The sequence below is a fragment of the Cryobacterium sp. TMT1-66-1 genome, assembly GCF_004403435.1.
Lineage (GTDB): Bacteria > Actinomycetota > Actinomycetes > Actinomycetales > Microbacteriaceae > Cryobacterium > Cryobacterium flavum.
The window spans coordinates 182,262-205,606 of the sequence record NZ_SOGP01000006.1 but is presented as its reverse complement, the minus strand read 5'-3'; the positions used below and the strand labels follow the sequence as shown (position 1 = coordinate 205,606).

23 protein-coding genes and 4 tRNA genes are annotated in these 23,345 nt (G+C 64.6%); 19 read left to right on the top strand and 8 right to left on the bottom strand.

What is annotated here, in order from left to right; all coding sequences use genetic code 11:
* Window positions 1–50: 50 nt before the first annotated feature.
* Complete coding sequence (locus E3T29_RS03395) at window positions 51–1,274, bottom strand: HRDC domain-containing protein (RefSeq protein ID WP_134344055.1); 1,224 nt, start codon at window positions 1,272–1,274, stop codon at window positions 51–53.
* Window positions 1,267–1,857, bottom strand: coding sequence for a DUF3000 domain-containing protein (locus tag E3T29_RS03390; protein ID WP_092340012.1), 591 nt, complete (start codon window positions 1,855–1,857; stop codon window positions 1,267–1,269). The genes E3T29_RS03395 and E3T29_RS03390 overlap by 8 nt, the downstream gene beginning before the upstream one ends.
* 64 nt (window positions 1,858–1,921) lie before the next feature.
* On the opposite strand from E3T29_RS03390, the gene E3T29_RS03385 reads away from it, so the two are divergent.
* Window positions 1,922–3,133, top strand: a complete 1,212-nt coding sequence (locus tag E3T29_RS03385) for a S9 family peptidase (RefSeq protein ID WP_134344054.1) — start codon at window positions 1,922–1,924, stop codon at window positions 3,131–3,133.
* Window positions 3,134–3,136: 3 nt separating this feature from the next.
* Here E3T29_RS03385 and E3T29_RS03380 read toward each other — a convergent pair whose 3' ends face one another.
* Window positions 3,137–3,565 (bottom strand): SufE family protein, encoded by a 429-nt coding sequence (locus E3T29_RS03380; protein ID WP_241987609.1) that lies wholly within the window; start codon window positions 3,563–3,565, stop codon window positions 3,137–3,139.
* Window positions 3,562–4,467 carry a sulfurtransferase gene (locus E3T29_RS03375; protein ID WP_134344052.1) on the bottom strand — a complete coding sequence of 302 codons (906 nt, stop codon included), beginning with the start codon at window positions 4,465–4,467 and terminating at the stop codon, window positions 3,562–3,564. Before E3T29_RS03375 ends, E3T29_RS03380 begins: the two co-directional genes overlap by 4 nt.
* A 134-nt stretch (window positions 4,468–4,601) precedes the next feature.
* Here E3T29_RS03375 and zapE point away from each other — a divergent pair, with 134 nt between their 5' ends.
* Window positions 4,602–5,654, top strand: coding sequence for a cell division protein ZapE (gene zapE, locus E3T29_RS03370; protein ID WP_134344051.1), 1,053 nt, complete (start codon window positions 4,602–4,604; stop codon window positions 5,652–5,654).
* A gap of 156 nt (window positions 5,655–5,810) precedes the next feature.
* Window positions 5,811–7,037, top strand: a complete 1,227-nt coding sequence (locus E3T29_RS03365; RefSeq protein ID WP_134344050.1) for an ammonium transporter — start codon at window positions 5,811–5,813, stop codon at window positions 7,035–7,037.
* Between the two features lie 125 nt (window positions 7,038–7,162).
* Here the strand turns inward: E3T29_RS03365 and E3T29_RS03360 are convergent, their stop codons facing one another.
* Window positions 7,163–8,344 carry a MarP family serine protease gene (locus E3T29_RS03360; protein WP_134344049.1) on the bottom strand — a complete coding sequence of 394 codons (1,182 nt, stop codon included), beginning with the start codon at window positions 8,342–8,344 and terminating at the stop codon, window positions 7,163–7,165.
* Window positions 8,345–8,510: 166 nt separating this feature from the next.
* On the opposite strand from E3T29_RS03360, the gene E3T29_RS03355 reads away from it, so the two are divergent.
* A complete protein-coding gene (locus tag E3T29_RS03355; protein ID WP_092340019.1) occupies window positions 8,511–9,242 on the top strand; it encodes a YqjF family protein in 732 nt (243 codons plus the stop codon).
* A gap of 20 nt (window positions 9,243–9,262) precedes the next feature.
* On the opposite strand, the gene E3T29_RS03350 is transcribed toward E3T29_RS03355, so the two are convergent.
* The 3 genes from E3T29_RS03350 to E3T29_RS03340 form a co-directional block, all read right to left on the bottom strand.
* Window positions 9,263–9,907, bottom strand: coding sequence for an SDR family oxidoreductase (locus tag E3T29_RS03350; protein WP_134344048.1), 645 nt, complete (start codon window positions 9,905–9,907; stop codon window positions 9,263–9,265).
* Between the two features lie 36 nt (window positions 9,908–9,943).
* On the bottom strand, window positions 9,944–10,657 hold the full coding sequence (locus E3T29_RS03345) for a M50 family metallopeptidase (protein ID WP_134344047.1): 714 nt from the start codon (window positions 10,655–10,657) through the stop codon (window positions 9,944–9,946).
* A 96-nt stretch (window positions 10,658–10,753) separates the two neighbouring features.
* Window positions 10,754–10,829: transfer RNA gene (locus tag E3T29_RS03340), tRNA-Val, on the bottom strand.
* Between the two features lie 442 nt (window positions 10,830–11,271).
* On the opposite strand from E3T29_RS03340, the gene E3T29_RS03335 reads away from it, so the two are divergent.
* From E3T29_RS03335 to secF, 15 genes are all read left to right on the top strand, one after another.
* Window positions 11,272–11,343: transfer RNA gene (locus tag E3T29_RS03335), tRNA-Gly, on the top strand.
* Between the two features lie 73 nt (window positions 11,344–11,416).
* Window positions 11,417–11,490: transfer RNA gene (locus E3T29_RS03330), tRNA-Cys, on the top strand.
* A 60-nt stretch (window positions 11,491–11,550) separates the two neighbouring features.
* Window positions 11,551–11,622 (top strand) — tRNA-Val (locus E3T29_RS03325).
* Window positions 11,623–11,824: 202 nt separating this feature from the next.
* Window positions 11,825–13,810 carry a threonine--tRNA ligase gene (thrS, locus tag E3T29_RS03320; protein ID WP_241987646.1) on the top strand — a complete coding sequence of 662 codons (1,986 nt, stop codon included), beginning with the start codon at window positions 11,825–11,827 and terminating at the stop codon, window positions 13,808–13,810.
* Between the two features lies 1 nt (window position 13,811).
* Entirely contained in the window at window positions 13,812–14,429 is a 618-nt protein-coding gene (locus E3T29_RS03315; protein WP_370449101.1) for an HIT domain-containing protein, read from the top strand.
* A gap of 102 nt (window positions 14,430–14,531) precedes the next feature.
* Window positions 14,532–15,434 (top strand): pyridoxal 5'-phosphate synthase lyase subunit PdxS, encoded by a 903-nt coding sequence (pdxS, locus tag E3T29_RS03310; protein WP_134344045.1) that lies wholly within the window; start codon window positions 14,532–14,534, stop codon window positions 15,432–15,434.
* Between the two features lie 26 nt (window positions 15,435–15,460).
* Entirely contained in the window at window positions 15,461–16,087 is a 627-nt protein-coding gene (gene pdxT, locus E3T29_RS03305; protein WP_134344405.1) for a pyridoxal 5'-phosphate synthase glutaminase subunit PdxT, read from the top strand.
* 74 nt (window positions 16,088–16,161) lie between these two features.
* Window positions 16,162–16,716: a DUF1697 domain-containing protein gene (locus E3T29_RS03300; protein ID WP_092340025.1), complete on the top strand. Its 555-nt coding sequence runs from the start codon at window positions 16,162–16,164 to the stop codon at window positions 16,714–16,716.
* A gap of 75 nt (window positions 16,717–16,791) precedes the next feature.
* Window positions 16,792–17,556, top strand: coding sequence for a YebC/PmpR family DNA-binding transcriptional regulator (locus E3T29_RS03295; protein ID WP_092340026.1), 765 nt, complete (start codon window positions 16,792–16,794; stop codon window positions 17,554–17,556).
* Window positions 17,557–17,560: 4 nt separating this feature from the next.
* Window positions 17,561–18,187 (top strand): crossover junction endodeoxyribonuclease RuvC, encoded by a 627-nt coding sequence (gene ruvC / locus E3T29_RS03290; protein ID WP_092340027.1) that lies wholly within the window; start codon window positions 17,561–17,563, stop codon window positions 18,185–18,187.
* Window positions 18,184–18,849 carry a Holliday junction branch migration protein RuvA gene (gene ruvA, locus E3T29_RS03285; protein WP_134344044.1) on the top strand — a complete coding sequence of 222 codons (666 nt, stop codon included), beginning with the start codon at window positions 18,184–18,186 and terminating at the stop codon, window positions 18,847–18,849. The genes ruvC and ruvA overlap by 4 nt, the downstream gene beginning before the upstream one ends.
* On the top strand, window positions 18,846–19,910 hold the full coding sequence (gene ruvB, locus E3T29_RS03280; protein WP_092340029.1) for a Holliday junction branch migration DNA helicase RuvB: 1,065 nt from the start codon (window positions 18,846–18,848) through the stop codon (window positions 19,908–19,910). The genes ruvA and ruvB overlap by 4 nt, the downstream gene beginning before the upstream one ends.
* A 105-nt stretch (window positions 19,911–20,015) precedes the next feature.
* On the top strand, window positions 20,016–20,402 hold the full coding sequence (yajC, locus tag E3T29_RS03275) for a preprotein translocase subunit YajC (protein WP_092340030.1): 387 nt from the start codon (window positions 20,016–20,018) through the stop codon (window positions 20,400–20,402).
* A gap of 149 nt (window positions 20,403–20,551) precedes the next feature.
* Window positions 20,552–22,273, top strand: a complete 1,722-nt coding sequence (gene secD / locus E3T29_RS03270; protein WP_134344043.1) for a protein translocase subunit SecD — start codon at window positions 20,552–20,554, stop codon at window positions 22,271–22,273.
* Window positions 22,273–23,286: a protein translocase subunit SecF gene (gene secF, locus E3T29_RS03265; protein ID WP_134344042.1), complete on the top strand. Its 1,014-nt coding sequence runs from the start codon at window positions 22,273–22,275 to the stop codon at window positions 23,284–23,286. Before secD ends, secF begins: the two co-directional genes overlap by 1 nt.
* Window positions 23,287–23,345: the final 59 nt, after the last annotated feature.

The window sequence follows — 23,345 nt, the reverse complement described above, 5'->3', positions numbered from 1 at the left end:
GGTCCGATCCTAGGGTGGCAAAAATGGCCGCCCGAATCGTTTGCCGGTTTCTACGACTCCAGATCCGAGGCCGGGTCGGCCGTTTGTGGAACTTCTACAAAAGCATCCGCTATTAATTGTGCGGTCACGTCAACTTGCCAGTGCCGTGCTCCCAAAGTGGTCAAGGCTTCTCCAACGGATGCCGCATCCAGCGGCTCCGGCGGCGTCCAGGCCACCCGACGCAGGTAGTCGGGCGTGAGCAGATTCTCCAGGGGAATCTCGACCTCGTCTGAGAGGGCCTGCAGTGCGGCGCGTGCCGCTTTGTAGCGCACGTCGGCTTCCGGATTGCGGTCGCCCCACGCCCGAGGCGGTGGCAGGGTGTCGTTGCTCGCCTTGAGCGCGGGCAGGTCAGTGGTGGCGCGGCCGCGCTGGATCGCAGCCCACCAGCGGTCGAGCTCGTTGCGGCTCGCCCGACCATTGAACTCGCGCAGGTCGGAGAGCGCCTGCCGGGTCGCCGGAAGAACCCGGGCGGCAGCGAGCAGGGAGGCGTCGGGCACGAGACGGCCGGGGGAGACGTCCACGTCGCGCGCGAACTCGTCGCGGGCCAACCAGAGTTCCCGGGCGACAGCGAGGTTGCGCTGGCTGCGCAGCGAGTGCAGACCCGACAGTCGCCGCCACGGGTCGACTCGGGCGGCCTTGGCCTCCTTGGACAGGGTCGCGGCGAATTCCTGGGCGGCAATCTCGGTCTTGTCGGACTCGACCAGCAGGTCGACCATGCGATCGCGCAGGTCGGGCAGGAGCTCGACGTCGAGGGCGGCGTAGACCAGCCAGGATTCGGGCAGGGGCCGGGTCGACCAGTTCGCCGCTGAATGTTCCTTGGCGAGGTGAACTCCGAGCAGCTCTTCCACCACGGCGCCGAGGCCGACCCGCGGAATACCGAGCAGCCGCGCGGCAAGCTCGGTGTCGAAGATGTGTGCCGGGTCGAGGCCGACCTCACGCAGGCAGGCGAGGTCCTGACTCGCGGCGTGCAGGATCCATTCCTCATCGGCCAGCGCTTCGTTCAGCTCGTAGAAATCGCCGATCGGCGGCGGGTCGAACAGAAACGTGCCGGCGCCGCGGCGATAGATCTGAATCAGGTACGCGCGTTGCGAGTAGGTGAAACCGGATGCCCGCTCAGCGTCGACCCCGACCGGCCCGTTACCGGCGGCCAGGGCGGCGGTGGCGGCGAGGTAGGCCTCGCGGGTGTCAACGACCTGGTGTTGGACGGTGCTCTGCTTGGACTGCGATTCAGCCACGGGCTGCTCGGCGTGCTGACAACATACTGACTCCTTCCCCAGCGGGAGGGAGGCCGGCCAGCATGCAGAGCAGCTCGCCCCAGCCCTCGACGTGGGCGGTGAGATTGTGATCCAGGGGTGTCCACGACGCGCGCAGCTCAATCTGCGCGCCATCCCCCTGTTTGGCGAGTTCGCCAAAGCCTGACGAGATTATTTTAGTCGCCGTTCCGGAGGCCGCGGTGTACCGGGCCTTGCGGGAGTTGAGAGCGTCGACGAGCCAGGCCCAGGTGACCTCGGCCAGAAACGGGTCGAGGCCGATCTCCACTTCGAGCGGTGCCTGCGCGAAACAGACCACGCGAAAGGCTCCGTTCCAGCCTTCGGGCTCCTCCGGGTCATAGAGCAGAATGAAGCGACCGGTACCCAGGTCGGAATCGCTTCCGTGCCGCACCGGCTGGATATTCGCGGCCAGGGCGATCGAATACGGGGCGAGCTGGGCGGGCGCGGCAATTTCGGTGACGACTAATTCGGCCCGGCTCGTGGCGCGGCGAATCGCGGTCAATGCCGCGGCAAACTCCGCGGGGAGCGATTGATCTGTTTCGGGCACGTCTGCAGACTAGAGTTTTTTCTGGGTGTTGTCCGTGAGGCACGCCGACCAGTCGGAGGTGCACATGCACGACCCACAGCCCTCAAACGGGCGTCACCACCACGTTCTGCGTGCGATTCTCGGCCTGACCGGTCTCGTCGTCGCGGGCTCCGCCGTAGCTGTCGTGAGCGCCGTCGGTGTGCTCTCTGCGGTCATGGCAAAGACCATCGTCACCCCGCCGACAGCGCGGACCGACGACACCATGGTCGTCGCGGTCGACCTGCCGAACGCGACCATCACGCTGCAACGCCACCGCGATTCCGTGCTGCCTGGCGACTACAGCTTCTTCTTCAGCGCCGGCACCGGCCACGCCCGGGTCGGTGAGATCACCGCGCGCACGGCGACGACCGTCACCCGGCGCATCCTCGCTGTCGACTACGGTGACCTTCAGGTGGCCCGCCGTGGCCGGTTCAGCGGCTGGCTCTATCAGGGCCCTGCCGATCTGGGCTTCGAATGGACCGAGGTCGCCGTTCCCGCACCCCTCGGGCTCGCTCCCGCGTGGCTCTTTCCAGCGGATGCCGCGGCCCGGTCGACACGGTGGGTGATCCAGGTGCACGGTCGGGCAGTGCGCCGCGAGGAGGCCTTGCGGGCGGTGCCGGTCTTTCGCGCGGCCGGTTACACGTCGTTGCTCGTCTCCTATCGCAACGACGGCGACGCCCCCGCGAGCGCTGACGGTCGGTACGGCCTCGGCGACACCGAATGGCCCGACGTGGACGCCGCGATCGACTATGCCGCCGCGCACGGTGCGACGAGCATCGTGCTGATGGGCTGGTCGATGGGCGGCGCCGTGGTGCTGCAGACGCTCACCCGCAGCGCGCACCCGCACCGGATCAGCGGTGTCGTGCTGGAATCTCCCGTGATCGACTGGACCGACGTTGTCGCAGCGCAAGCGAGAGACCGGCGGCTGCCGGTTCTGATCGCCCGCGGCGCGGTCGCAGTTATGGGCGCAGGCTGGGCCAGGCGCCTCACCGGGCAGACCGAGCCGATCGATTTCAAGCGGCTCGACTTCGTGGCCAGGGCGCGCGACCTGCACCGGCCCATTCTGCTGCTGCACAGCGACGACGACGGCTTCGTGCCGGCCACCGGGTCGCGCCGGCTGGCCGGGCGCCGGCCCGACACAGTGACCTTCGTGGCGTTCAGCGAAGCCCGGCATACCAAACTGTGGAACTACGATCCCGCCCGGTGGAACGCCGAGATCGCGGCCTGGCTGACCGCGCTGCCGAGTTCCGCGGTCTGAGGATCAGGCGGCGAGGCGATCCCGGAGCTGACGTTTGGCCCGGCCGAGCATCGCGCTCATGCCGCGCAGGCGCAGCGGAGACACTGCCTCGCTCAGACCGATCGACTGCGAATAGTCGTCGGGAACGGCCAGCACCTCCTCGGCGCTAAGGCCGTCCAGGCCCTGGGCCAGGATCGACGCGAACCCGCGGGTGGTCGGCGACTCTCGCGGTGCTGTCGCGTGCAGGTGAAACGCGCCGTCGGCATCCACTTCGACGAAGATGAACACCGGGGACTGGCATTCAACGACTCGTTCGAGCAGATCGGGGTGGTCCTGAAATTTCTGCGGAAGTTCGGGCAACTCGTTGGCGAATTCCAGCAGCAGGAGCAAACGGTCCTTCTGCTCGAGCGCGAGAAAGTCCTCGCGAATCTCATTCAGCAGGTCCGTGCTCACGGGCGCGGCGCCGGTGCAGTTCCGGGCGCGCTGCCGACCGCGATCGGCACGGCCACGGCGTTGCCCCATTCGGTCCAGGAACCGTCGTAGTTGCGCACGTTGTCGAAGCCGAGCAGGTGGGTCAGCACGAACCAGGTGTGGCTCGACCGCTCGCCGATGCGGCAATAGGCGATCACGTCGTCGCCCGCGGCGAGTCCAGCTTCGCCCAGGTAGATGCCGTCGAGTTCGGAGCGGGTACGAAAAGTGGAGTCGGTGGCCGCGGCCCTGGCCCACGGGACGGAGGCGGCGGAAGGAATGTGGCCGCCGCGCAGGGCGCCCTCTTCGGGGTAGGCGGGCATCGTCGTGCGGGCGCCGCTGTATTCCTCGTCGGAGCGCACGTCGATGAGCGGGTTACCGAAGTGAGCGAGAACATCCGCTTTGAACGCACGAATCGGGGCATCATTACGCTCGATCACGGGGTAATCCGTGGGGGTGACCGGGGATGCCGTCGTGGTGATCTCGCGGTCTTCGGCGAGCCACTTGGTGCGTCCGCCGTCGAGCAGGCGAACATCGTCGTGGCCGAACAGGGTGAACACCCAGAGGGCATAGGCGGCCCACCAGTTGCTCTTGTCGCCATAGATGACGACCGTGCTGTCGCGGGTGATGCCCTTGCTGGTCATGAGCGCGGAGAAGGCAGCACCGTCGATGTAGTCACGGTTGACCTTGTCGTTGAGGTCGGTGTGCCAGTCGATCTTCACCGAGCCGGGGATGTGCCCCACCTCGTAGAGCAAAACGTCTTCGTCGGACTCAACAACGACCAGTCCGGCGTCACCGCGGTGTTCGGCCAGCCATTGGGTCGAAACCAGTTTGGATGGGTGGGCGTAGGCGGCAAACTTTTCGGTCGGGTCGAACGGGGCAGACATGTAACCTCCATGTGGACCGGATGCATACGGATTCGGGTTGACCGCGGATTAGGCTTATCTGGCCCACCACTTAAACTTACGCGGTGCCGGCATCCAGCGCATTCGCAGCAGCAGAACGAGAACGGGCGTTTCCAATGGCACCAGAGGCCCACCAGAAGGCACAGCACACGGTTCCGCAACTGGCCGAACGCACCCCCAGCATCACGGGCCGTGAAATCGTGGCCGAGTTGGTGCCGCCTCCCCAGTTTGAACACGCCTCGTTCGAGAATTACCGGCCCGATCATGACTACCCATCTCAGGTCGCGGCCGTCGAAAAGTTGCAGGAGTTCGTGAATCCGCGGCCGGCCGGGTTCTTCTCTCGTCGCCGCCAGGCCAAGGACGACCTGCCCGGCATCTACCTGGACGGTGGGTTCGGTGTCGGCAAGACGCACCTGCTCGCCGCGCTCTGGCATGCCGCGACCGGCCCAAAATATTTCGGAACTTTCATTGAGTACACGGCCCTGGTGGGGGCGCTGGGCTACCAGGAGACCATCAAGGAGCTGCGCAGCGCGAAGCTCATCTGCATCGACGAGTTCGAGCTCGATGATCCGGGCGACACCATGGTGATGACCCGGTTGCTCGGCGAACTGGTCGCCACCGGCACCCGCGTCGCCGCCACGTCGAACACCCCGCCCAACTCGCTCGGCGAGGGCCGGTTCGCCGCCCAGGACTTTCTGCGCGAGATCTCGGCCATGAGTGCCAACTTCGAGACCCTGCGCATCGACGGCCTCGACTACCGTCGCCGCAATGTCACCGGTCAGGCCGTGGCTGTGGAGCCTGAGGCACGTGAACACCTGGTCAACACGCTGCTCGGGCGCGGTTCCAAGGTCACCGAAGACGATTTCGGATCCCTGATTCGTCACCTCGGCACGGTGCATCCGTCGAAATACGTCAAGGTCATTCGCGACGTCGAGGTCATCGCCCTGCGCGGCGTTTTCCTGCTGACCGATCAGTCAGACGCCCTGCGGCTGGTGGCGTTCATCGACCGGGTCTACGACGCTGAGATTCCGATCGTCGCCAGTGGGCGCCCACTCAATGAGGTCTTCGACGACGAGATGATGGCAGGCGGGTACCGCAAGAAATACCAGCGCTCCCAGTCGCGCATGGTCGCCCTCACCACGGGAGAACTGCCGCCGCACACCGACTGACCACGAAACCTTGCGTTAACAATTAGCCGATGCTCGTAACCGATGCGAAACACTACGGGACGTTTGTTGTAACACCCACCCCAGATACTTGACTCGTATCCGAGGTAGGTCGCCTCGCGCTACACCCTGCACATTCGAGACGCGTAAGGACAATCTATGGATACCGGAAGCATTGCATGGGGGCTCACAGCCACCGCACTCGTGTTGTTTATGACACCAGGTGTCGCCTTCTTCTACGGCGGACTGGTCAAGGCCAAGAGCGTCATCAGCATGATGATGATGAGCTTCGGCGCGCTGGGCCTGATCAGCGTCCTGTGGATCCTGTACGGCTTCAACATGAGCGCCGTCAACGGCCCCACGGAATTCGCTGGTAACCCCTTCTCCGACTTCGGCCTCGGCAAGCTGGCGATGGGCGAGACCGGAAGTATCGACCTTCTCGGCGCCACTTACGGAGCCACCTTCGCCATCATCACGGTCGCCCTCATCAGCGGTGCCGTCGCTGACCGGGCCAAGTTCGGCTCGTGGATGATTTTCGCCGGCGTCTGGGCAACCCTCGTGTACTTCCCCGTCGCAGCCTGGGTCTGGGGCGGTGGCTGGATCATGAAACTCGGTGAGACTCTCGGCCTCGGTGATATCGCTGTGATCGATTACGCCGGTGGTACCGCCGTGCACATCAACGCCGGTGCTGCAGCACTCGCTCTCGCCCTGGTACTCGGCAAGCGCGTCGGCTTTCAGAAGGGCATCACCAAGCCGCACAACGTGCCGCTCGTGCTCATCGGCGCCTCCATCCTCTGGTTCGGCTGGTTCGGGTTCAATGCCGGAGCTGAATGGCTCAACGGCCTCGAGAATGTCGGCATCATCGTCGTCAACACCCTGGGTGCCACGGCGGCGGCCATCCTCGGCTGGATGCTCGTCGAGAAGTTCAAGGACGGCAAGGCCACGTCGGTCGGCGCCGCGTCCGGCGCGGTCGCGGGCCTGGTCGCCATCACCCCGGCCTGCGCCAACCTCGAGCCTGGCTGGGCACTGCTGCTCGGTGCCGTCGCCGGTGCCGTCTGCGCCCTTGCCGTCGAACTCAAGTTCAAGTTTGGCTTCGACGACTCGCTCGACGTCGTCGGCATCCACCTCGTCGGTGGCGTCATCGGAACCCTCTACCTCGGCTTCTTTGCCATTGGTACCGGGCTGTTCACCGGCGGTGACCTGAGCCAGCTCCTCGTGCAGGCCATCGCAGCCTTCGCCGTTCTCGCATACTCCTTCGTTGTTGCCTATGTTCTCGGTTTCGCAATCGAGAAGACCATCGGCTTCCGCATCAAGAACGAAGACGAACTGGCCGGAATCGACACGAGCGTGCACGGCGAAGAGGGCTACGCCCTCGAGCGTGTCTAGCTTCTGACTCCCGCCCGACTCTCGGGTAACGGGGCGGTACAGAGTTCGGGTTGATCCCGGCTCGGTACCGCCCCTTTTGGGTGCAGGCCCGCTCTACTGCTCCAGGGACGAGCGGATGCCGCGGCTCAGCCGCGAACGCAGGTTCCGGAGGAGACCGGGGCGTCGAGGCTGGGCGCGAGGCTGATGACCGGCTGAACCTCTTCGAGCGCGAGGGCATAGCCGACGTTCTCGGTGTTGCTGGCCTTGGCAAAGATGACGCCAACGACCTGACCGGATTCGCTGAGCAGCGGCCCGCCCGATTCGCCCTGCTGCACGTCGGACGCCACGGTGTAGACCTGGCGGGGCGTCGGATCCTGGCCATAAATGTCGGCGACACTGATGGTTCCGATCGAGATGACCTGCGCCGGGTCGGAGACATACGGTCCGCCAAAGGGATACCCGTCGGCGACGGCTCCTTTGCCCGCAGCGAGATTAGCACCGACGGTGAGTGGTGCAGCGCCGAGGCCCGGCACCGAAATGATGGCAAGGTCGTCGACCGGGTCAAAATACACGATCTCCCCGGCCATCGATTCGCCCGCCGGGGTTTCCACGACGGGCTGGCCTACTCCGGCGACCACGTGCGCGTTGGTGATGACGCGGCCGTCAGAGACCACGAAACCGCTGCCGGACTGGCTTTGTCCGCAGGCATAGGCCGTTCCGGTGATGCGCACGACCGACTGCGCGGCCACGGCCAGTGCCGGGCTGCTGGTATCGGCTTCGGCTGCATCCGGTGTCGGTCCGGTGAACGCGTCGACGATGCGCGGCAGCCCCTGCTCCACGGCTACCGAGCGCAGCTCGGCCATCAGTGACTTCACCGGGTCAGGGGTGAGCGAGTCAATACCGGAGACGACGGTGGATGAGGCGATCGCGGGGGAGAGGAAAGGAATACCGAGGGCGCCGATGCTGAAAGCCACCATCGACGCGACCAGGGCGGAGGCGACGGCAGCGAAGGCGGCGCCGAGCACCCGATTGATCGTGCCGAGGGGCGAACGCTTCTTTCGGCGTCCGACCATGCCGCCGGCCGATGCACCGAGAGAGTGGCCAATGAGCACGAGCAGAACGGCGACCGCGATGGTGCCGGGGGTGCGCCACTCCGGGGCGGGAATCCAGCCTCCGACGAGCGGAACCACGAAGAAAGCGGCGATGCCGCCGAGCACTGCTCCGACGATTCCGGTGAGGCTCTGCAGCAGGCCGCTCCGGTAGCCGTTAACGAGGGCAACGAATAAGACCAGAATCAGAAAGAGGTCGAGAACGGTCGAGCCCGGCATTCGTCTCCCTCATCTGGTCTATATCGACGATTCCGTCTTCTTCATGTTTACACAGACCGCCTCCGCGATTGCTGAGCGGGGCGGCCTCGGGGCCCGCATTCCCGGGCGATCAACAGGCGCAGTGGGTGCCCAGCGAGTACCGTGAGACCAGTGAGAGAGGAATTACGTGACGAACGCCGGGGCTTACCCCATTTCAGCGATTGCGCCGCCGCTGGCCGGACGGGCCGTGGCGAGTCAGCGCTGGTCGCACCTGGTATTTCTGCACTGGCGAGTAGATGCTGCGCTGGTCGCGCCGCTCCTGCCGGCCGGCCTGGTGCCCGATGAATACGACGGTTCGAGCTGGGTCGGCCTGATTCCGTTCGTGCTCGATCGCGCGACCATCCTCGGCAGCCCGCCTATCCCATACGTGGGTACCTTCGTCGAAGTGAATGTGCGGCTGTATGCCAAAGACTCCCGGGGCCGTCGCGGTGTCGTGTTCGTGTCGCTCGAGGCGAGCCGCCTCGCGGCCGTATTGGCCGCCCGGGCTCTGTTCTCGCTGCCCTACGTCTGGTCGCGCACCCGCCTCCGGGTGGATTCCGGCCAGTACCGGTACACGTCGACGCGCCACGGTGACGCCACCAGGCGCACCGAGGTCGTAGCTCGCCCTGGAGTTGTCGCCGTGGTCGATGACCCGCTGGCTGACTTTCTGACGGCGCGCTGGGCGCTGTTCACGAGCATCCGTGGTCGCACCGTGCATCTCCGCAACCACCACGAGCCGTGGCCGTTGTACCGTGCCGAGCTCGTGAGCCTCGATGACACCCTGCTGGCCGCGGCCAGTTTCGCTGGCTTAGCCGATCGCGCGCCGGATTCCGTGCTCTATTCGCCCGGCGTCACGACCTGGTTCGGTCGCGGCACCTGACTCTGGATCTGAGCCCCGGACTAACCGGCGATGGCGTCGATGATCGGCACGTCGCCGTCGGTGAATTCGATGAATTTGCCCACGGTGTTGTCGTTGGCCAGCACGGCGGCGGCTACGAGTGCCACGTTCTCGCGTGACGTCGTGCCGGAGGCGTCGGCACCAACCGTGATGGCGCCGGTCGCGGCGTCCAGGGTCAGCGCGCTCGGGCCGAGAATGGTCCAGTTTAGCGACGTAGCGCGCAGGTAGTCGTCTGCTGCGGCCTTGGCCTCGTAGTAGGCGAACATGCCGTCGTCGGGGGAGGCTCCATGGTCGGCGCGTGACCCTTTATAGGACACCATGATGTAACGGTAGATGCCGGTCTGCGCGGCCGCATTGATCGAGCGGATGGCCGCGTCCCGGTCGACCGCGTAGGTCCGGTCAGCGCTGCCTCCTCCCGCGCCCGCCGACCAGACCACAGCGTCGTGCCCGGCCAGTGCAGTAGCGAGCTGGTCTGTGGTCAGATTCTCGACATCCGCTACGACCGGCGTAGCACCGGTCGCGCTCACGTCGGCGGCGTGCTCGGGGTTGCGAATAAGCGAGCTGACGTCGTGGCCGTCAGCCGTCAGCAAACGGGCAAGGTGGAGGGCAACTTTTCCGTGCCCGCCGATGATGGCAATTTTTGTCATGTCATCAACCTTGCCACGGTTGGCTGCGTACGGTACTCAGATTTGGATGAAGCCGAGCAGGCGCGCGCTGAAAGCCAGACAGCCCACCTGCACGACGACGAAAACGACTACCCAGACGATCCCCGGAATATGGGTGAGCCTCGCAAGCTGGTCGGCATCCGATGAGGAACCAGCCCGGCGCGACCGGGATTGCTGCAGCTCCAGCGACGTTCGCAGGGAACCGAGGAGCAGAAACACCGTGACCAGCAATGCAAAAATCCCCTGCACCTGGGGGGAGCCAAACCAAGAGACACCGAAAACCACGGCGCCGGTCACGGCCACCGACCAGAGTCCGAACCAGTTGCGAATCTGCACGAGCAGCAGGGCCAACAGCACCAGGAGTACCCAGAGCAGGCCCACGTCGTAGCCGAGGCTGAGCAGCCAGGCGGCGCCCAAACCGAGCAGCGCAGCGGCCGGGTAGCCGGCCAGCAGGGTGAAGATCATGCCCGGTCCGCTCGGTCGCCCTCGACTCACCGTGAGCCCTGACATGTCCGAATGCAATCGGATGCCGCCCAGCCGCCGCCCGCAGAGCAGCGCGACGACGCCGTGGCCGCCCTCGTGCACGATGGTGACGGCGTGACGGGCGAGGCGCCACACCGGCGGAAACAGCACGATCACGGCGGCCGCTGCAACGGTCAGCCATGCGACTATCGGTTCCAATCCGGCATGCGGTGTCGTCATGCGGAGCCAGATGTCAAGAAGCACGTCCATGTCTCTCAGACTAGGTTGCCCCAGGCCGCTCTCCCCGCTCTCGTGCACGCAGGGCGTAGGGAACGCAAAAAACCCCCTCGTGAAAGGGGGTTTTCGTGGTGGGCGATGCGGGACTTGAACCCACGACCTCTTCCGTGTGAAGGAAGCGCGCTACCAGCTGCGCCAATCGCCCAATTGCAGTCGCACGGAAACCGAAGTTTGCCTTGCGACTTTTGATACTAGCCCAGACTGGAGTGTCGCCGCACATCGACCCCGAGCCGGGTGTGGCGCGTGCGCCCCTGGGCCGGTGAAGGCCGTGTTTCGGGCGCGGTCGACAACATTTTTCGGGCGCGCGGGAGCTACGTCGCTGCGCGCGAGGCGGAACTGGTGCGCAGCGGCGCAGCTCCAGCGCCTCGCATTACGCGGGTATTGCGGCCAGGACCGCACGCGCGCGTACTGGCCTAAGTCCCGCGTACTGACGCAACTCCAGTGCCGGTCCGGAGGCGATCTCAGGGGCAACCGGGCCACCCCGACCCCGCCCGCACCACACGGCGCAACACGCCGTAGACGGCTCGGTTTGGTTTCCGTCTTGCTATTCAGCTAGAGTCTCTGAGTACGCAGAAATGCGGACAGTTGCGGATGTGGCGCAGTGGTAGCGCATCACCTTGCCAAGGTGAGGGTCGCGAGTTCGAATCTCGTCATCCGCTCAAATGAACTGGAATCGGCCAATTGGCCGGTTCCAATTCGTTTGGTATGAACCCATATGGTGTGAACCCACATGGTGGATTGGCCGAGAGGCGAGGCAGCGGCCTGCAAAGCCGTTAACACGGGTTCGAATCCCGTATCCACCTCCATTCTTTGAGCACGTCCTAAAGATGAGCATGTACGAGAGAATGAGCACTTCCCAGAATCTTGGGCGATTGGCGCAGCGGTAGCGCGCTTCCCTGACACGGAAGAGGTCACTGGTTCGATCCCAGTATCGCCCACAGAGCAGTTCCCACAGAAACCCCGGTTCGCCGGGGTTTTTTTGTACCCAAACCGCACCGGTGCACGAACGCACGCCCCGTCTCGATGCCGACCGACGAACAACCCCGCGCGCGCCGCTAAAGTTGATGGGTAGGCAATCAATAGGGAGTTATACACGTGGCTGACGGCTTTGCGCTTTTCACCGATCGATCTGTTGTCGCGATGCGCGTCAACGGTGAGTTGAAAGATCTGGCGGCCACCGTGTTGCCGACGGATGCTGTCGAACCGGTCAGCATAAATTCTCCCGACGGCCTCAACATTTTGCGCCACTCCGCCACCCACGTGCTGGCCCAGGCCGTGCAGACCGTCAACCCGGCCGCCCGCCTCGGCATCGGCCCGTTCGTCACCGACGGTTTCTACTACGACTTCGACGTGGCCGACCCGTTCACGCCCGACGACATCAAATCACTCGAAAAGGCGATGGACCGCATCATCCGCCAGGGCCAGCGTTTCGTGCGCCGCGTGGTCACCCACGATGAGGCACGCGCCGAGTTGGCTGCCGAACCGTACAAGCTTGAGCTCATCGGCATCAAGGGCGGCCCCGGGGAGGGCGGCGAGGCTGCCGCCAACAACAGTCCGACGGCCGACGAAGAATCGGTCGAGGTCGGCGGTGCCGAACTCACCATCTACGACAACGTCGATCCGAAGACAGGGGAGACGGTCTGGAAGGACCTCTGCCGCGGTCCGCACCTGCCGAACACCCGCATGATCGGCAACGGCTACTCGCTCACCCGCCTGGCCGCAGCGTACTGGCGCGGCTCGGAGAAGAACCCTCAGCTGCAGCGCATCTACGGCACCGCCTGGCCCACCAAAGATGAGCTGCGCACGTATCAGACCCGTCAGGAAGAGGCTGCCAAGCGCGATCACCGCAAGCTTGGCGCCGAACTCGACCTGTTCAGCTTCCCAGAGGAGATCGGTTCGGGCCTCGCGGTGTTCCACCCCAAGGGCGGCATCATCCGCCAGGAGATGGAGAACTACTCCCGCAAGCGCCACACCGAGGCTGGTTACGACTTCGTCTACTCGCCGCACATCACCAAGTCGACGCTGTTCGAAACCTCGGGCCACCTCGATTGGTACCGCGAGGGCATGTTCCCCCCGATGCACCTCGACGAGGAACGCGACGACACCGGTCATGTCACCCGCCAGGGCGTCGACTACTACCTGAAGCCGATGAACTGCCCATTCCACAACCTCATCTTCAAGTCCAGCGGTCGCAGCTACCGCGAACTGCCGATGCGCTTGTTCGAATTCGGATCGGTTTACCGGTACGAGAAGTCCGGCGTGCTCAACGGCCTTACCCGCGTTCGCGGCATGACGCAGGACGACGCCCACATCTACACCACCAAGGAAGGCATGAAGGAGGAGCTCACCAGCACCCTCAACTTCGTGCTGCAGCTGCTCGCCGACTACGGTCTTCAGGACTACTACCTCGAGCTCTCCACCAAAGACCCAAAAAAGTTCGTCGGCACCGACGAGGCGTGGGAGGAAGCCACCGTAACGCTCCGCGAGGTTGCCGAGGCATCCGGTCTCGATCTGGTCGCCGACCCGGGCGGAGCCGCGTTCTACGGCCCCAAGATCTCGGTGCAGGCCAAGGATGCCATCGGGCGCACCTGGCAGATGTCGACCATCCAGCTCGACTTCAACCTGCCCGAACGGTTCGACCTCGAATACACCGCGAATGACGGCAGCCGCCAGCGCCCGGTCATGATTCACCGCGCCCTGTTCGGCTCGATCGAGCGTTTCTTTGCCGTGCTCACCGAGCACTACGCCGGAGCCTTCCCGGTGTGGCTGGCCCCGGTGCAGGTAGTCGGAATTCCAGTGTCGGAGCAGTACGGCCCCTTCCTCGACGATGTGATCGCCACCCTGAAGAAGGCCGGCGTGCGCGCCGAAGTTGACCATTCTGACGATCGCATGCAGAAGAAGATCCGCACGCACACCAAGGCCAAGGTGCCGTATCAGCTCATCGTGGGCGAAGATGACCAGGCCAACGGCGCGGTCAGCTTTCGCTTTCGCGATGGTACGCAGCAGAACGGGGTGCCGGTAGACGAGGCCGTGCAAATCATCGTGGAGTCGATCGAGAACCGCGCGCAGGTGACCACGACTCCGGTCGCCCCGGTCGCCCCTGCTGTGACCGAAGTGCAGGCGTAGCGTGCCGGCCATTCCCGCAGATCGACTGCGCGGTTCCGACGCCGTCGACGCCGGCGCGGGGGAGACCGCTGCCGAGTTCGCCGGTGTTCCGGATGCCTTTCAACGGCTGTGGACGCCGCATCGGATGGTTTACATCCAGGATGGGCAGCAGCCGCACCCCGACGACTGCCCGTTCTGCATCGCGCCGACCCTGGACGATGAGAAGGCGCTGATCGTGGCGCGGGGTACCCACGCCTACGTGCTCCTCAACCTTTTTCCGTACAACAGCGGCCACCTGCTGGTCTGTCCGTATCGGCACGTCGCCACCTACGACCAGGCCACGCCGGAGGAGATCGCCGAAATCGGCGAGTTCACCCAGATCGCCATGCGGGTGCTCACCCAGGTGTCGAACTGTGAAGGCTTCAACATCGGTATGAATCAGGGACGTATCGCCGGGGCCGGCATCGCCGAGCACCTGCACCAGCACATCGTGCCGCGCTGGGCCCTAGACTCGAATTTTTTTCCGATCATCGCCGGCACCAAGGCCATCCCGCGCCTGCTCGGCGACGTGCGTCGGGAAATCGCCGAGGGCTGGCCCGGCGCCGGGGCGTCTACGGCTGCCGCCACAAGCACTCTCTAGCTTTTTTTCACGGCCGGGCGCGTGCTGGTGCGCCCCGGTCCTCGGCTCACACCCACCAGGCTCCGACCAGACCACCACCATGCAAGGAATAGGATCGTAGTTATGACTGAATCAACCTCTGCCGAGCAGTTCGGATCGAGCCGCGTCAAGCGTGGACTCGCCGAAATGCTTAAGGGCGGCGTCATCATGGACGTCGTCACCGCTGCCCAGGCTCGTATTGCTGAAGACGCCGGCGCTGTCGCCGTCATGGCTCTCGAACGCGTTCCCGCCGACATCCGCTCGCAGGGTGGCGTGGCCCGTATGAGCGACCCCGACCTGATCGACAGCATCATCGCCGAGGTCAACATTCCGGTCATGGCGAAGGCTCGCATCGGCCACTTCGTCGAAGCACAGATTCTCGAGGTGCTCGGCGTCGACTACATCGACGAGTCCGAAGTGCTCAGCCCGGCCGACTACATGAACCACATCGACAAGTGGAACTTCACCATTCCCTTCGTCTGTGGCGCTACCAACCTCGGTGAGGCGCTTCGCCGCATCAACGAGGGCGCGGCCATGATTCGATCCAAGGGCGAGGCCGGCACCGGCGACGTCTCCGAAGCCACCAAGCACATCCGCACGATCAACGGCGAGATCAAGCGCCTCACCTCGATGAGCCGTGACGAACTCTATGTCGCCGCCAAGGAACTCCAGGCTCCCTACGAGCTCGTCGCCGAGATCGCCGCCACCGGCAAGCTGCCGGTGGTTCTGTTCACCGCCGGAGGCGTGGCTACCCCGGCCGACGCCGCCATGATGATGCAGCTCGGCGCTGACGGTGTGTTCGTTGGCTCCGGCGTCTTCAAGTCGGGCAACCCCGAACAGCGTGCCGCCGCCATCGTGAAGGCTGTCACCTTCTACGACGACGCCAAGGTCATCGCTGAGGTCTCCCGCGGCCTCGGTGAAGCCATGGTCGGCATCAACGTGTCGGACATCCCCGCCCCGCACCGCCTCGCTGAGCGCGGCTGGTAGCCAGACCGTTCGTGACGATTCTCTCGATGGACACCCGACCGGCAGAGGCTGCTGTACCGGCAGGACTGCGGGTTGGGGTGCTCGCCCTGCAGGGCGATTTTCGTGAGCACGCGCAGGTACTGCGCGAGCTCGGCGCGAACGTCGCCCTGGTGCGGCGTCCGGAAGAATTGCTCCAGGTCGACGGTCTGGTCATTCCGGGCGGCGAATCGAGCGTCATGGACAAGCTCGCCCGTACCTTCGGCCTAGCCGAACCGCTCCGCGCAGCCATCCGCGGCGGGCTGCCCGTCTATGGAACCTGCGCGGGGCTGATCATGCTCGCCGACACGATTCTCGATGGCATGAACGGCCAGCAGAGCCTCGGCGGACTCGACATCGCCGTGCGCCGCAACGCCTTCGGTTCGCAGACCGCTTCCTTCGAGACCGACCTTGACATTGCAGCGCTCGGTGACAAGCCGGTGCACGCGGTGTTCATTCGCGCCCCGGTGGTCGAAACCGTCGGCCCGCTGGCGACCGCCCTGGCCGCCCTCGACGACGGCCGGTGCGTCGCCGTGGAACAGGGAAATCTGCTCGGCACGTCCTTTCACCCTGAGATCACCGGTGAATACCGTTTTCATCAGTATTTCCTGCAGAAACTGGTCGCCGCCGCCCGCTGATGCCAGGCCCAATTGTGCCGGGCGCGCGAGTGTGGCTAGGGTTCAGACATGACTCAGACACCCGGTGGTCAACGATGACCCGATATGTAGCACTGCTCCGTGGCATCAACGTCAACGGCATCACCATCGCCATGGCCAATCTTGCCGACACCTTTCACGACCTCGGTTACACCGACGTCAAAACCGTGCTGGCGAGCGGCAACGTCATCTTCAGCATCGACAGTCCGCTCGTCGACAAAGCGGATGCCGCGGCCCTCAAGGCGCGCATCGAAGCGGCCCTGACCGCCCGGTTCGAGTACGAGGCCTGGATCGTGCTGGTCGACGCCGAATCGCTCGACCGGATCGTGCGTGCCTTTCCCTTCACCGCCGATCATGACGGCTGGCATTCCTATGTCATGTTCTCCTCCGACCCCGGTCATCTCAGTGAACTGGCCGGTCACGCCAAGGAGCTCGAGCCGTCCGACGAACGCATCGAACTCGGCCACGGCGTGCTGTACTGGGAGGTTCGCAAGGCCGTGGGCATCAAGAGCGCCTTTAGCAAGAAGAGCGCCAAGCTCAAGTACCGCGACACGACGACCACCCGCAACCTGCACACGCTGCACAAGCTGCTGGAAGTCACTCCGGGATAGACTGATCCGGCACTAAGCGTGCACCGACTTCGCAGCGCTCACTTAATTTTGACGTAGCACAACAACGGGAGATGTATGTCCGGGCATTCCAAATGGGCCACTACCAAGCACCAGAAGGCGGTCACCGATTCCAGGCGGGCCAAGGCGTTCGCCAAGCTCATCAAGAACATCGAGGTCGCGGCCCGACTGGGCGGCGCTGACCTCTCGGGTAACCCCACGCTGGTTGACGCTATCCAGAAGGCCAAGAAGACCTCGGTCCCCAACGACAACATCGACCGCGCAGTCAAGCGCGGTGCCGGGCTGTCGGGCGAGCAGGTGGACTACACGACGATTATGTACGAGGGCTACGCCACGCACGGTGTCGCGATCATGATCGAGTGCCTCACCGACAACAAGAACCGTGCCGCAGCCGAGGTGCGCACAGCAATGGCCCGCAATGGCGGCGCCATGGCCGATCCGGGCAGTGTCGCCTACAACTTTCACCGCAAGGGCGTCGTTGTGGTCAAGCACCTGCCGACCCTCACCGAAGACGACATCATGCTCGCCGTTCTCGATGCCGGCGCCGAAGAGGTCATCGACGAGGGGGACACCTTCGAGGTCCACTCCTCCGTTGGCGATCTCGTCGCCACCCGCACCGCGCTGCAGGCCGCCGGAATCGACTATGAGTCAGCTGACATCGCGTTCATTCCGTCGCTCAAGATTGAGGTCGACGCCGAAACCGCCCGCAAAGTGTTCCACCTGATCGACGCGATGGAAGACCTCGACGACGTGCAGAACGTGTACTCGAACTACGACCTATCGGCCGAGGTTCAGGCCGCACTCGCAGCCGAGTCCGAGTAGTTCGATGGCGGTCCGGGTTCTCGGCATCGACCCGGGCCTCACCCGCTGCGGTGTGGGCGTGGTCGATGTCGAGGGAAACCGCTCCGCCCGTCTGGTCGATGTGACCGTGCTGCGGAGCGCCGCCGACCTTCCGCTGGAGCGGCGGCTGCTGTTGTTGTCCCAGGGTCTGGAAGAGATGCTCGACCGCCACCGGCCGCAGTTCATCGCCATTGAGCGGGTCTTCGCCCAGCACAACGTGCGCACCGTCATGGGCACAGCGCAGATCAGCGGGGTCGCCCTGCTGCTCGCCGCGCAGCGCGGTCTGCCGGTAACCCTGCACACTCCGAGCGAGGTGAAGGCCGCCATCACCGGTTACGGTGCCGCCGATAAGAAGCAGGTCGGCACCATGGTCGCCCGCATCCTTGGGCTGACCGAGATTCCCAAACCAGCTGACGCAGCGGATGCCCTCGCCCTCGCGATCTGCCACGCCTGGCGCACCGGAGCATCCGGTGGCACCCTGCCGACCGTCGCCTCGGTGAAAGCTGCCACGGTCACGACGGGCGCGCTGACGCCAGCGCAGAGGGCCTGGCGTGCCGCCGAACGTGGGTCGGTGCCAGCAGCGTCAGCGGTGCCCCGTAGTCTTAAGCGGTGATCTCTTCCGTACGTGGCCTTGTCCTTTCAGCTGTCGGCTCAACCGTCGTGATCGAGGTTGGGGGAGTCGGCCTCGGCATCCAGGTGACGCCGGCCACCGCACTCGGCCTGCGTATCAATGACGAAGCCCGGCTGGTGACCACCCTCATCGTGCGTGAAGATTCGCTCACTCTCTATGGCTTTCCCACTGCCGATGAGCTTGTGGTCTTCGAACTCCTCGTCGGTGTGACCGGTGTGGGTCCCAAGTCCGCCCTGGGCGTGCTCGCGGTGCTCAGCCCCAACCAGATCGCGCAGGCCGTCGCCGGCGACGACGACGGCGCCTTCCGCAAGGTCAGCGGCATCGGACCGAAAACCGCCAAACTCATCGTTCTCTCCCTGGCCGGCAAGCTCGCCGTCACCGCGGCGACGTCTCCAACCCGCGCAGCCCCGGCGACCTCAGTTGCGGCCAGCGTGCAGGCCGCGCTGATCGGCCTCGGCTGGTCGGAGCGTGTGGCGGCCGAGGCCGTCGACGATACCCTCACCGAATTGGCGGATGTCGCCGGTGACGACGCTGCGCCGCCGGCGGTGGCGGCAGTGCTTCGGTTGGCCCTCGGCCGCCTGGGTCCGGCAGCGCACCACGCCACCGGGTCGGCGGCCGCGAGCAACGGAACGGGGCGCTCATGAGCACTGATCCCGCTGTCGAAAACTCCGCCATCAAACTGGTCAGTCCCTCGCTCGAAAGTGAGTCCGAGCTAGCCTTCGAGGGCGCTCTGCGCCCGGCGAGTCTGGCCGAATTCGTCGGCCAGAAAAAGGTACGTGGGCAGTTGCAGCTGCTGCTGACCGCCGCGACCATGCAGAATCGCACGCCAGACCACATCCTCCTGGCTGGCCCTCCCGGCCTCGGTAAAACCACCCTGGCCATGATCGTCGCTTACGAGGGCAACCGCCCGCTGCGCATGTCGAGTGGTCCGGCCATCCAGCACGCCGGCGATCTCGCGGCCGTGCTGTCGTCCCTGGTTCCCGGCGAGGTGCTGTTCATCGATGAAATCCATCGCATGGCACGCTCCGCCGAGGAGATGCTCTACCTCGCTATGGAAGACTTTCGCATCGACATCATGGTGGGAAAGGGTGCTGGCGCCACTTCCGTTCCACTCGACCTGGCCCCATTCACCCTGGTCGGTGCCACGACCCGGTCTGGCCTGCTGCCGAACCCTCTGCGGGACCGTTTCGGTTTCACCGCCCACCTCGAGTTCTACGCCGAGAGCGAGCTCGAACAGGTGTTGGCCCGGGCAGCGCAGCTCATCGAGCTGCCGATCAAGAAGGATGCCCTCGCCGAGATCGCCGGACGGTGCCGTGGCACACCGCGCATCGCGAACCGCCTGCTGCGCCGCGTGCGCGACTATGCGCTCGTGCACGGGGGAGCTGCCGACATCGCCGCGGTGCACGCAGCCCTCGAACTCTACGACGTCGACGCGATCGGCCTCGATCGGCTCGACCGGGAGGTCATGAAGATCATTTTGACTCGTTTTGGCGGCGGACCGGTGGGGCTCAATACCTTGGCCGTGTCGGTGGGGGAAGAGTCCGAAACTGTCGAAGCGGTCGTCGAGCCCTTCCTGGTGCGGATAGGCTTCCTCACGCGCACCCCGCGAGGGCGCGTTGCCACCAGCGCAGCGTGGCAACATTTTGGCCTCGTGCCGCCCCCGGGCTCGACTGCACAGGGCAGTACGACCCTTCTTGACCTATAATTCAATTTGGCCCGCCTGTCTAGAGGCATATTCTCTAGGCCCGCTGTCGGGTCTTCACGCACAGCTTCGGCCACCCGCGCCGCAATCGAAAGGTTTCACCGCTCTATGGATTCTTTGACTCTCGTCATGCTGGCCGTCCTGGCCGTACTCGTCTTCTTCATGTTCCGCAACGGCCGCAAGCGCAAGAGGGACCAGGAGGCCCTGCAGGCCACCATGGTTCCCGGCGCCGACGTCATGACCAACTTCGGCATGTACGGCACGATCATTGCCATCGATGAAGAAGCCAACAAGGTCGAGTTGCAGATCGCGCCCGGCGTCATCGTCGAGATCCACCGCCAGACCATCGCTCGCGTGGTTGAGCCGGTTGTCGCCGACGAACTCGACGACGAGAGCGTTCAGGCCATCGACTCGCTGAACGAGCCGGAATTCGGCCAGCGCGTTGCCGACCTTGACACCGACACGACCGACCAGCCCAAAAAGGGTGACGCGTAATCGTTTTTCGGCAGGCTTAGTTCGGTACGGCCTATTTCGTAGGGCATACTCGCTTGGCATGTTTATTTATTGCACGAAACGCACGTAATGCATCAAGCGGCGCGTCCACACACTTTGGTGTGGGCGCCAACAGAAAGCTGAGTTCATAGGTGGCTAAGTCGTCTCCGGTCAAGAAGGCCTGGCGTTCCCTGACCTGGCTTGGCGTGATTATCGTCGGCCTCATCGCCCTCAACGCGTTCGGTGTATTCACCCAGAACGGATCGTGGACGCCGAAACTGGCCCTCGACCTCGAGGGCGGAACCCAGATCATCCTCGCCCCGCAGGTGGAGAGTGGCGCGACAGTCACCTCGGAGCAGCTCGACGAGGCCGTTGGGATCATTCGACAGCGCATCAACTCGTCTGGAGTGTCGGAAACAGAAGTCAACACTCAGGGCGGTCGAAACATCGTCGTCTCGATTCCAGGCACCCCCGATGATGCCACCCTGGAGCGCATCAAGTCCTCGGCGAAACTCGAATTTCGGGCCGTACTCGTAGCCGGGCAGCCGTCCGGCCAGACCGTCGGGGCCGACGGCACGGCAACTCCGGCGCCGCAGGCGACGGTTGATCCGAGCCTGTCGACCACACCGGCCGTTGCACCGACCGACGCAAGTGACCTGAACTACGTCACCCCGGCTCTTCAGGCCGAGTACGACGCCTTCGATTGCAACAAGATCAACAGCACCAACGTGGCACCCGCCGACCAGCCCCTGATCACCTGTGAGACCGACGGCTCGGTCAAATACATCCTCGGCCCGGTCGAGGTCGACGGTTCCACGATCTCGGACGCGACCAACGGCCAGCGCACCACTCAAAACGGCGCGACCACCGGCGAGTGGGCCGTCAACATCGTCTTCAACAGCTCGGGAACCTCGAAGTTTGCAGACGTGACGACCCGCCTGTTCAGCCTGACCGGTGTGCAGAACCAGTTCGCCATCGTGCTCGACGGCCACGTGATTTCGGCCCCGGCCACCCAGGGCGCCATCCTCGACGGCAAGCCTCAGATCACCGGGTCTTTCGATCAGGAAAGTTCCAAGGCCCTGGCTGACCAGCTCAAGTTCGGTGCACTCCCGATCAGCTTCACCGTGCAGAGCCAGGACACCATCTCGGCAACGCTCGGTTCGACCCAGCTGCTCAACGGCCTCATCGCCGGCCTGATCGGTCTGATCCTCGTCGTCCTCTACTCACTCGCTCAGTACCGCCTGCTCGGTTTGGTCACCGTTGCGTCCCTCGGCGTGGCAGCGGTGATCACCTACCTACTGATCACCATCCTGTCCTGGCGTGAAGGCTACCGTTTGTCACTGGCCGGCGTCGCCGGTTTGATCGTGGCCATCGGTATCACCGCCGACTCGTTCATCGTCTACTTCGAACGCGTCCGTGACGAGTTGCGTGATGGACGCGGGCTGGAGTCCTCGGTCGAGGCCGGCTGGAAGCGAGCCCTCCGCACCATCGTCGCCTCCGACGTCGTCAACTTCCTCGCCGCCGCCGTGCTGTTCGTGCTCGCCGTCGGCAACGTACGCGGCTTCGCCCTCACCCTGGGCCTCACTACCATCGTCGACCTCCTCGTGGTCAGTCTGTTCACCCACCCGATGCTGCAACTGACCGCCCAGACCAAGTTCTTCAACGAGGGCCACAAACTCAGCGGCCTTGATCCGCGAGCCCTCGGTGCTGTCTATCGTGGTCGAGCGCGGTTTGAACCCTCGGCTTCCGTGTCGGCGACCAAGGTCTCCTCCTCGAGTAAAGAGGCGGCGAAACGACAAACCATCGCGGAGCGCAAGGCTTCCGAGCTCGTGGGTACCAGCACTGATCGATCAACGGACGGGAAGGATTCCTGATGGCCAGCTTCTCGAAATTTGGAAATGACCTCTACACGGGCGCTCGTTCGCTGAACATCGTCGGGCGTCGCAAGCTGTGGTACCTGATCGCCGGCGGCATGATCCTCATCGCGCTGGTCGGCCCGTTCCTGCTGCGCGGCGGCTTCGTTTTCGGCATCGAGTTCACCGGCGGCAGCGAGTTCGTCGTCTCGCAGACGAGCAGCCAGTCAGAGACCACCGCAACGGATGCCGTTTCCAGCGTCGTTCCGAATGCCGTACCAAAGGTCTCCACCGTCGGCACCGATGGCGTTCGAGTACAGACCGACCAGCTGTCCGAAGGCGAGACGACCGGAGTGCGCGACGCATTGGCCACCGCCTACAACGTGCCCGTCAAGGAAGTCGCCACCTCCTTCATTGGCGCCACCTGGGGGCAGGACATCACCGGGCAGGCACTGCGTGCCCTGGTCGTGTTCCTCGTGCTCGCCGGGATCATCATGGCCATCTATTTCCGCACCTGGAAAATGTCCGTGGCGGCCATGGTCGCCCTGCTGCACGACCTGGTCATCACCGCGGGGTTCTACGGAATCACCGGTTTTGAAATCACACCCGCGGCCGTGATCGGATTCCTCACCATTTTGGGATATTCGCTCTACGACACCGTTGTGGTCTTCGACAAGATTCGCGAGAACACCAACTTCGACGGGTCCGGCTCGAGCCGGACCTTCTCCGAGTCGGTCAACCTCGCCGTGAACCAGACCCTCGTGCGCTCGATCAACACCTCCGTGGTCGCGGCTCTGCCCGTGGCATCCATTTTGTTTATCGGTGCGTTCGTCTTGGGCGCCGGCACGCTGCGCGACATCTCGCTCGCGCTGCTCATCGGAATTCTGGTCGGAACCTACTCGACCATCTTCATCGCATCACCGCTGTACGCCCAGCTGCGCAACAACGAGGACGCTATTCGCAAGCACGACAAGAAGGCCCTCGCTGCTCGCGCCAAGGCCTCGGCCCCGGCCGCTGCCAGCGTCACCGCCTAGTCAGCTCAGTTGGCACGACCGGAACGGCCAGTCCCTGCGGACTGGCCGTTTCTGCAGAT

What these genes read in the sequence shown, in the direction of transcription:
- pdxS (WP_134344045.1), top strand. Translation starts at nt 14,532, where the DNA reads ATGACTGAATCAACCTCTGCCGAGCAGTTCGGATCGAGCCGCGTCAAG.
- pdxT (WP_134344405.1), top strand. Translation starts at nt 15,461, where the DNA reads ATGGACACCCGACCGGCAGAGGCTGCTGTACCGGCAGGACTGCGGGTT.
- ruvB (WP_092340029.1), top strand. Translation starts at nt 18,846, where the DNA reads ATGAGCACTGATCCCGCTGTCGAAAACTCCGCCATCAAACTGGTCAGT.
- ruvC (WP_092340027.1), top strand. Translation starts at nt 17,561, where the DNA reads ATGGCGGTCCGGGTTCTCGGCATCGACCCGGGCCTCACCCGCTGCGGT.
- E3T29_RS03350 (WP_134344048.1), bottom strand. Translation starts at nt 9,907, where the DNA reads ATGACAAAAATTGCCATCATCGGCGGGCACGGAAAAGTTGCCCTCCAC.
- E3T29_RS03375 (WP_134344052.1), bottom strand. Translation starts at nt 4,467, where the DNA reads ATGTCTGCCCCGTTCGACCCGACCGAAAAGTTTGCCGCCTACGCCCAC.
- secF (WP_134344042.1), top strand. Translation starts at nt 22,273, where the DNA reads ATGGCCAGCTTCTCGAAATTTGGAAATGACCTCTACACGGGCGCTCGT.
- yajC (WP_092340030.1), top strand. Translation starts at nt 20,016, where the DNA reads ATGGATTCTTTGACTCTCGTCATGCTGGCCGTCCTGGCCGTACTCGTC.
- E3T29_RS03385 (WP_134344054.1), top strand. Translation starts at nt 1,922, where the DNA reads ATGCACGACCCACAGCCCTCAAACGGGCGTCACCACCACGTTCTGCGT.
- E3T29_RS03295 (WP_092340026.1), top strand. Translation starts at nt 16,792, where the DNA reads ATGTCCGGGCATTCCAAATGGGCCACTACCAAGCACCAGAAGGCGGTC.
- zapE (WP_134344051.1), top strand. Translation starts at nt 4,602, where the DNA reads ATGGCACCAGAGGCCCACCAGAAGGCACAGCACACGGTTCCGCAACTG.
- thrS (WP_241987646.1), top strand. Translation starts at nt 11,825, where the DNA reads ATGCGCGTCAACGGTGAGTTGAAAGATCTGGCGGCCACCGTGTTGCCG.
- E3T29_RS03360 (WP_134344049.1), bottom strand. Translation starts at nt 8,344, where the DNA reads ATGCCGGGCTCGACCGTTCTCGACCTCTTTCTGATTCTGGTCTTATTC.
- E3T29_RS03365 (WP_134344050.1), top strand. Translation starts at nt 5,811, where the DNA reads ATGGATACCGGAAGCATTGCATGGGGGCTCACAGCCACCGCACTCGTG.
- E3T29_RS03345 (WP_134344047.1), bottom strand. Translation starts at nt 10,657, where the DNA reads ATGGACGTGCTTCTTGACATCTGGCTCCGCATGACGACACCGCATGCC.
- E3T29_RS03300 (WP_092340025.1), top strand. Translation starts at nt 16,162, where the DNA reads ATGACCCGATATGTAGCACTGCTCCGTGGCATCAACGTCAACGGCATC.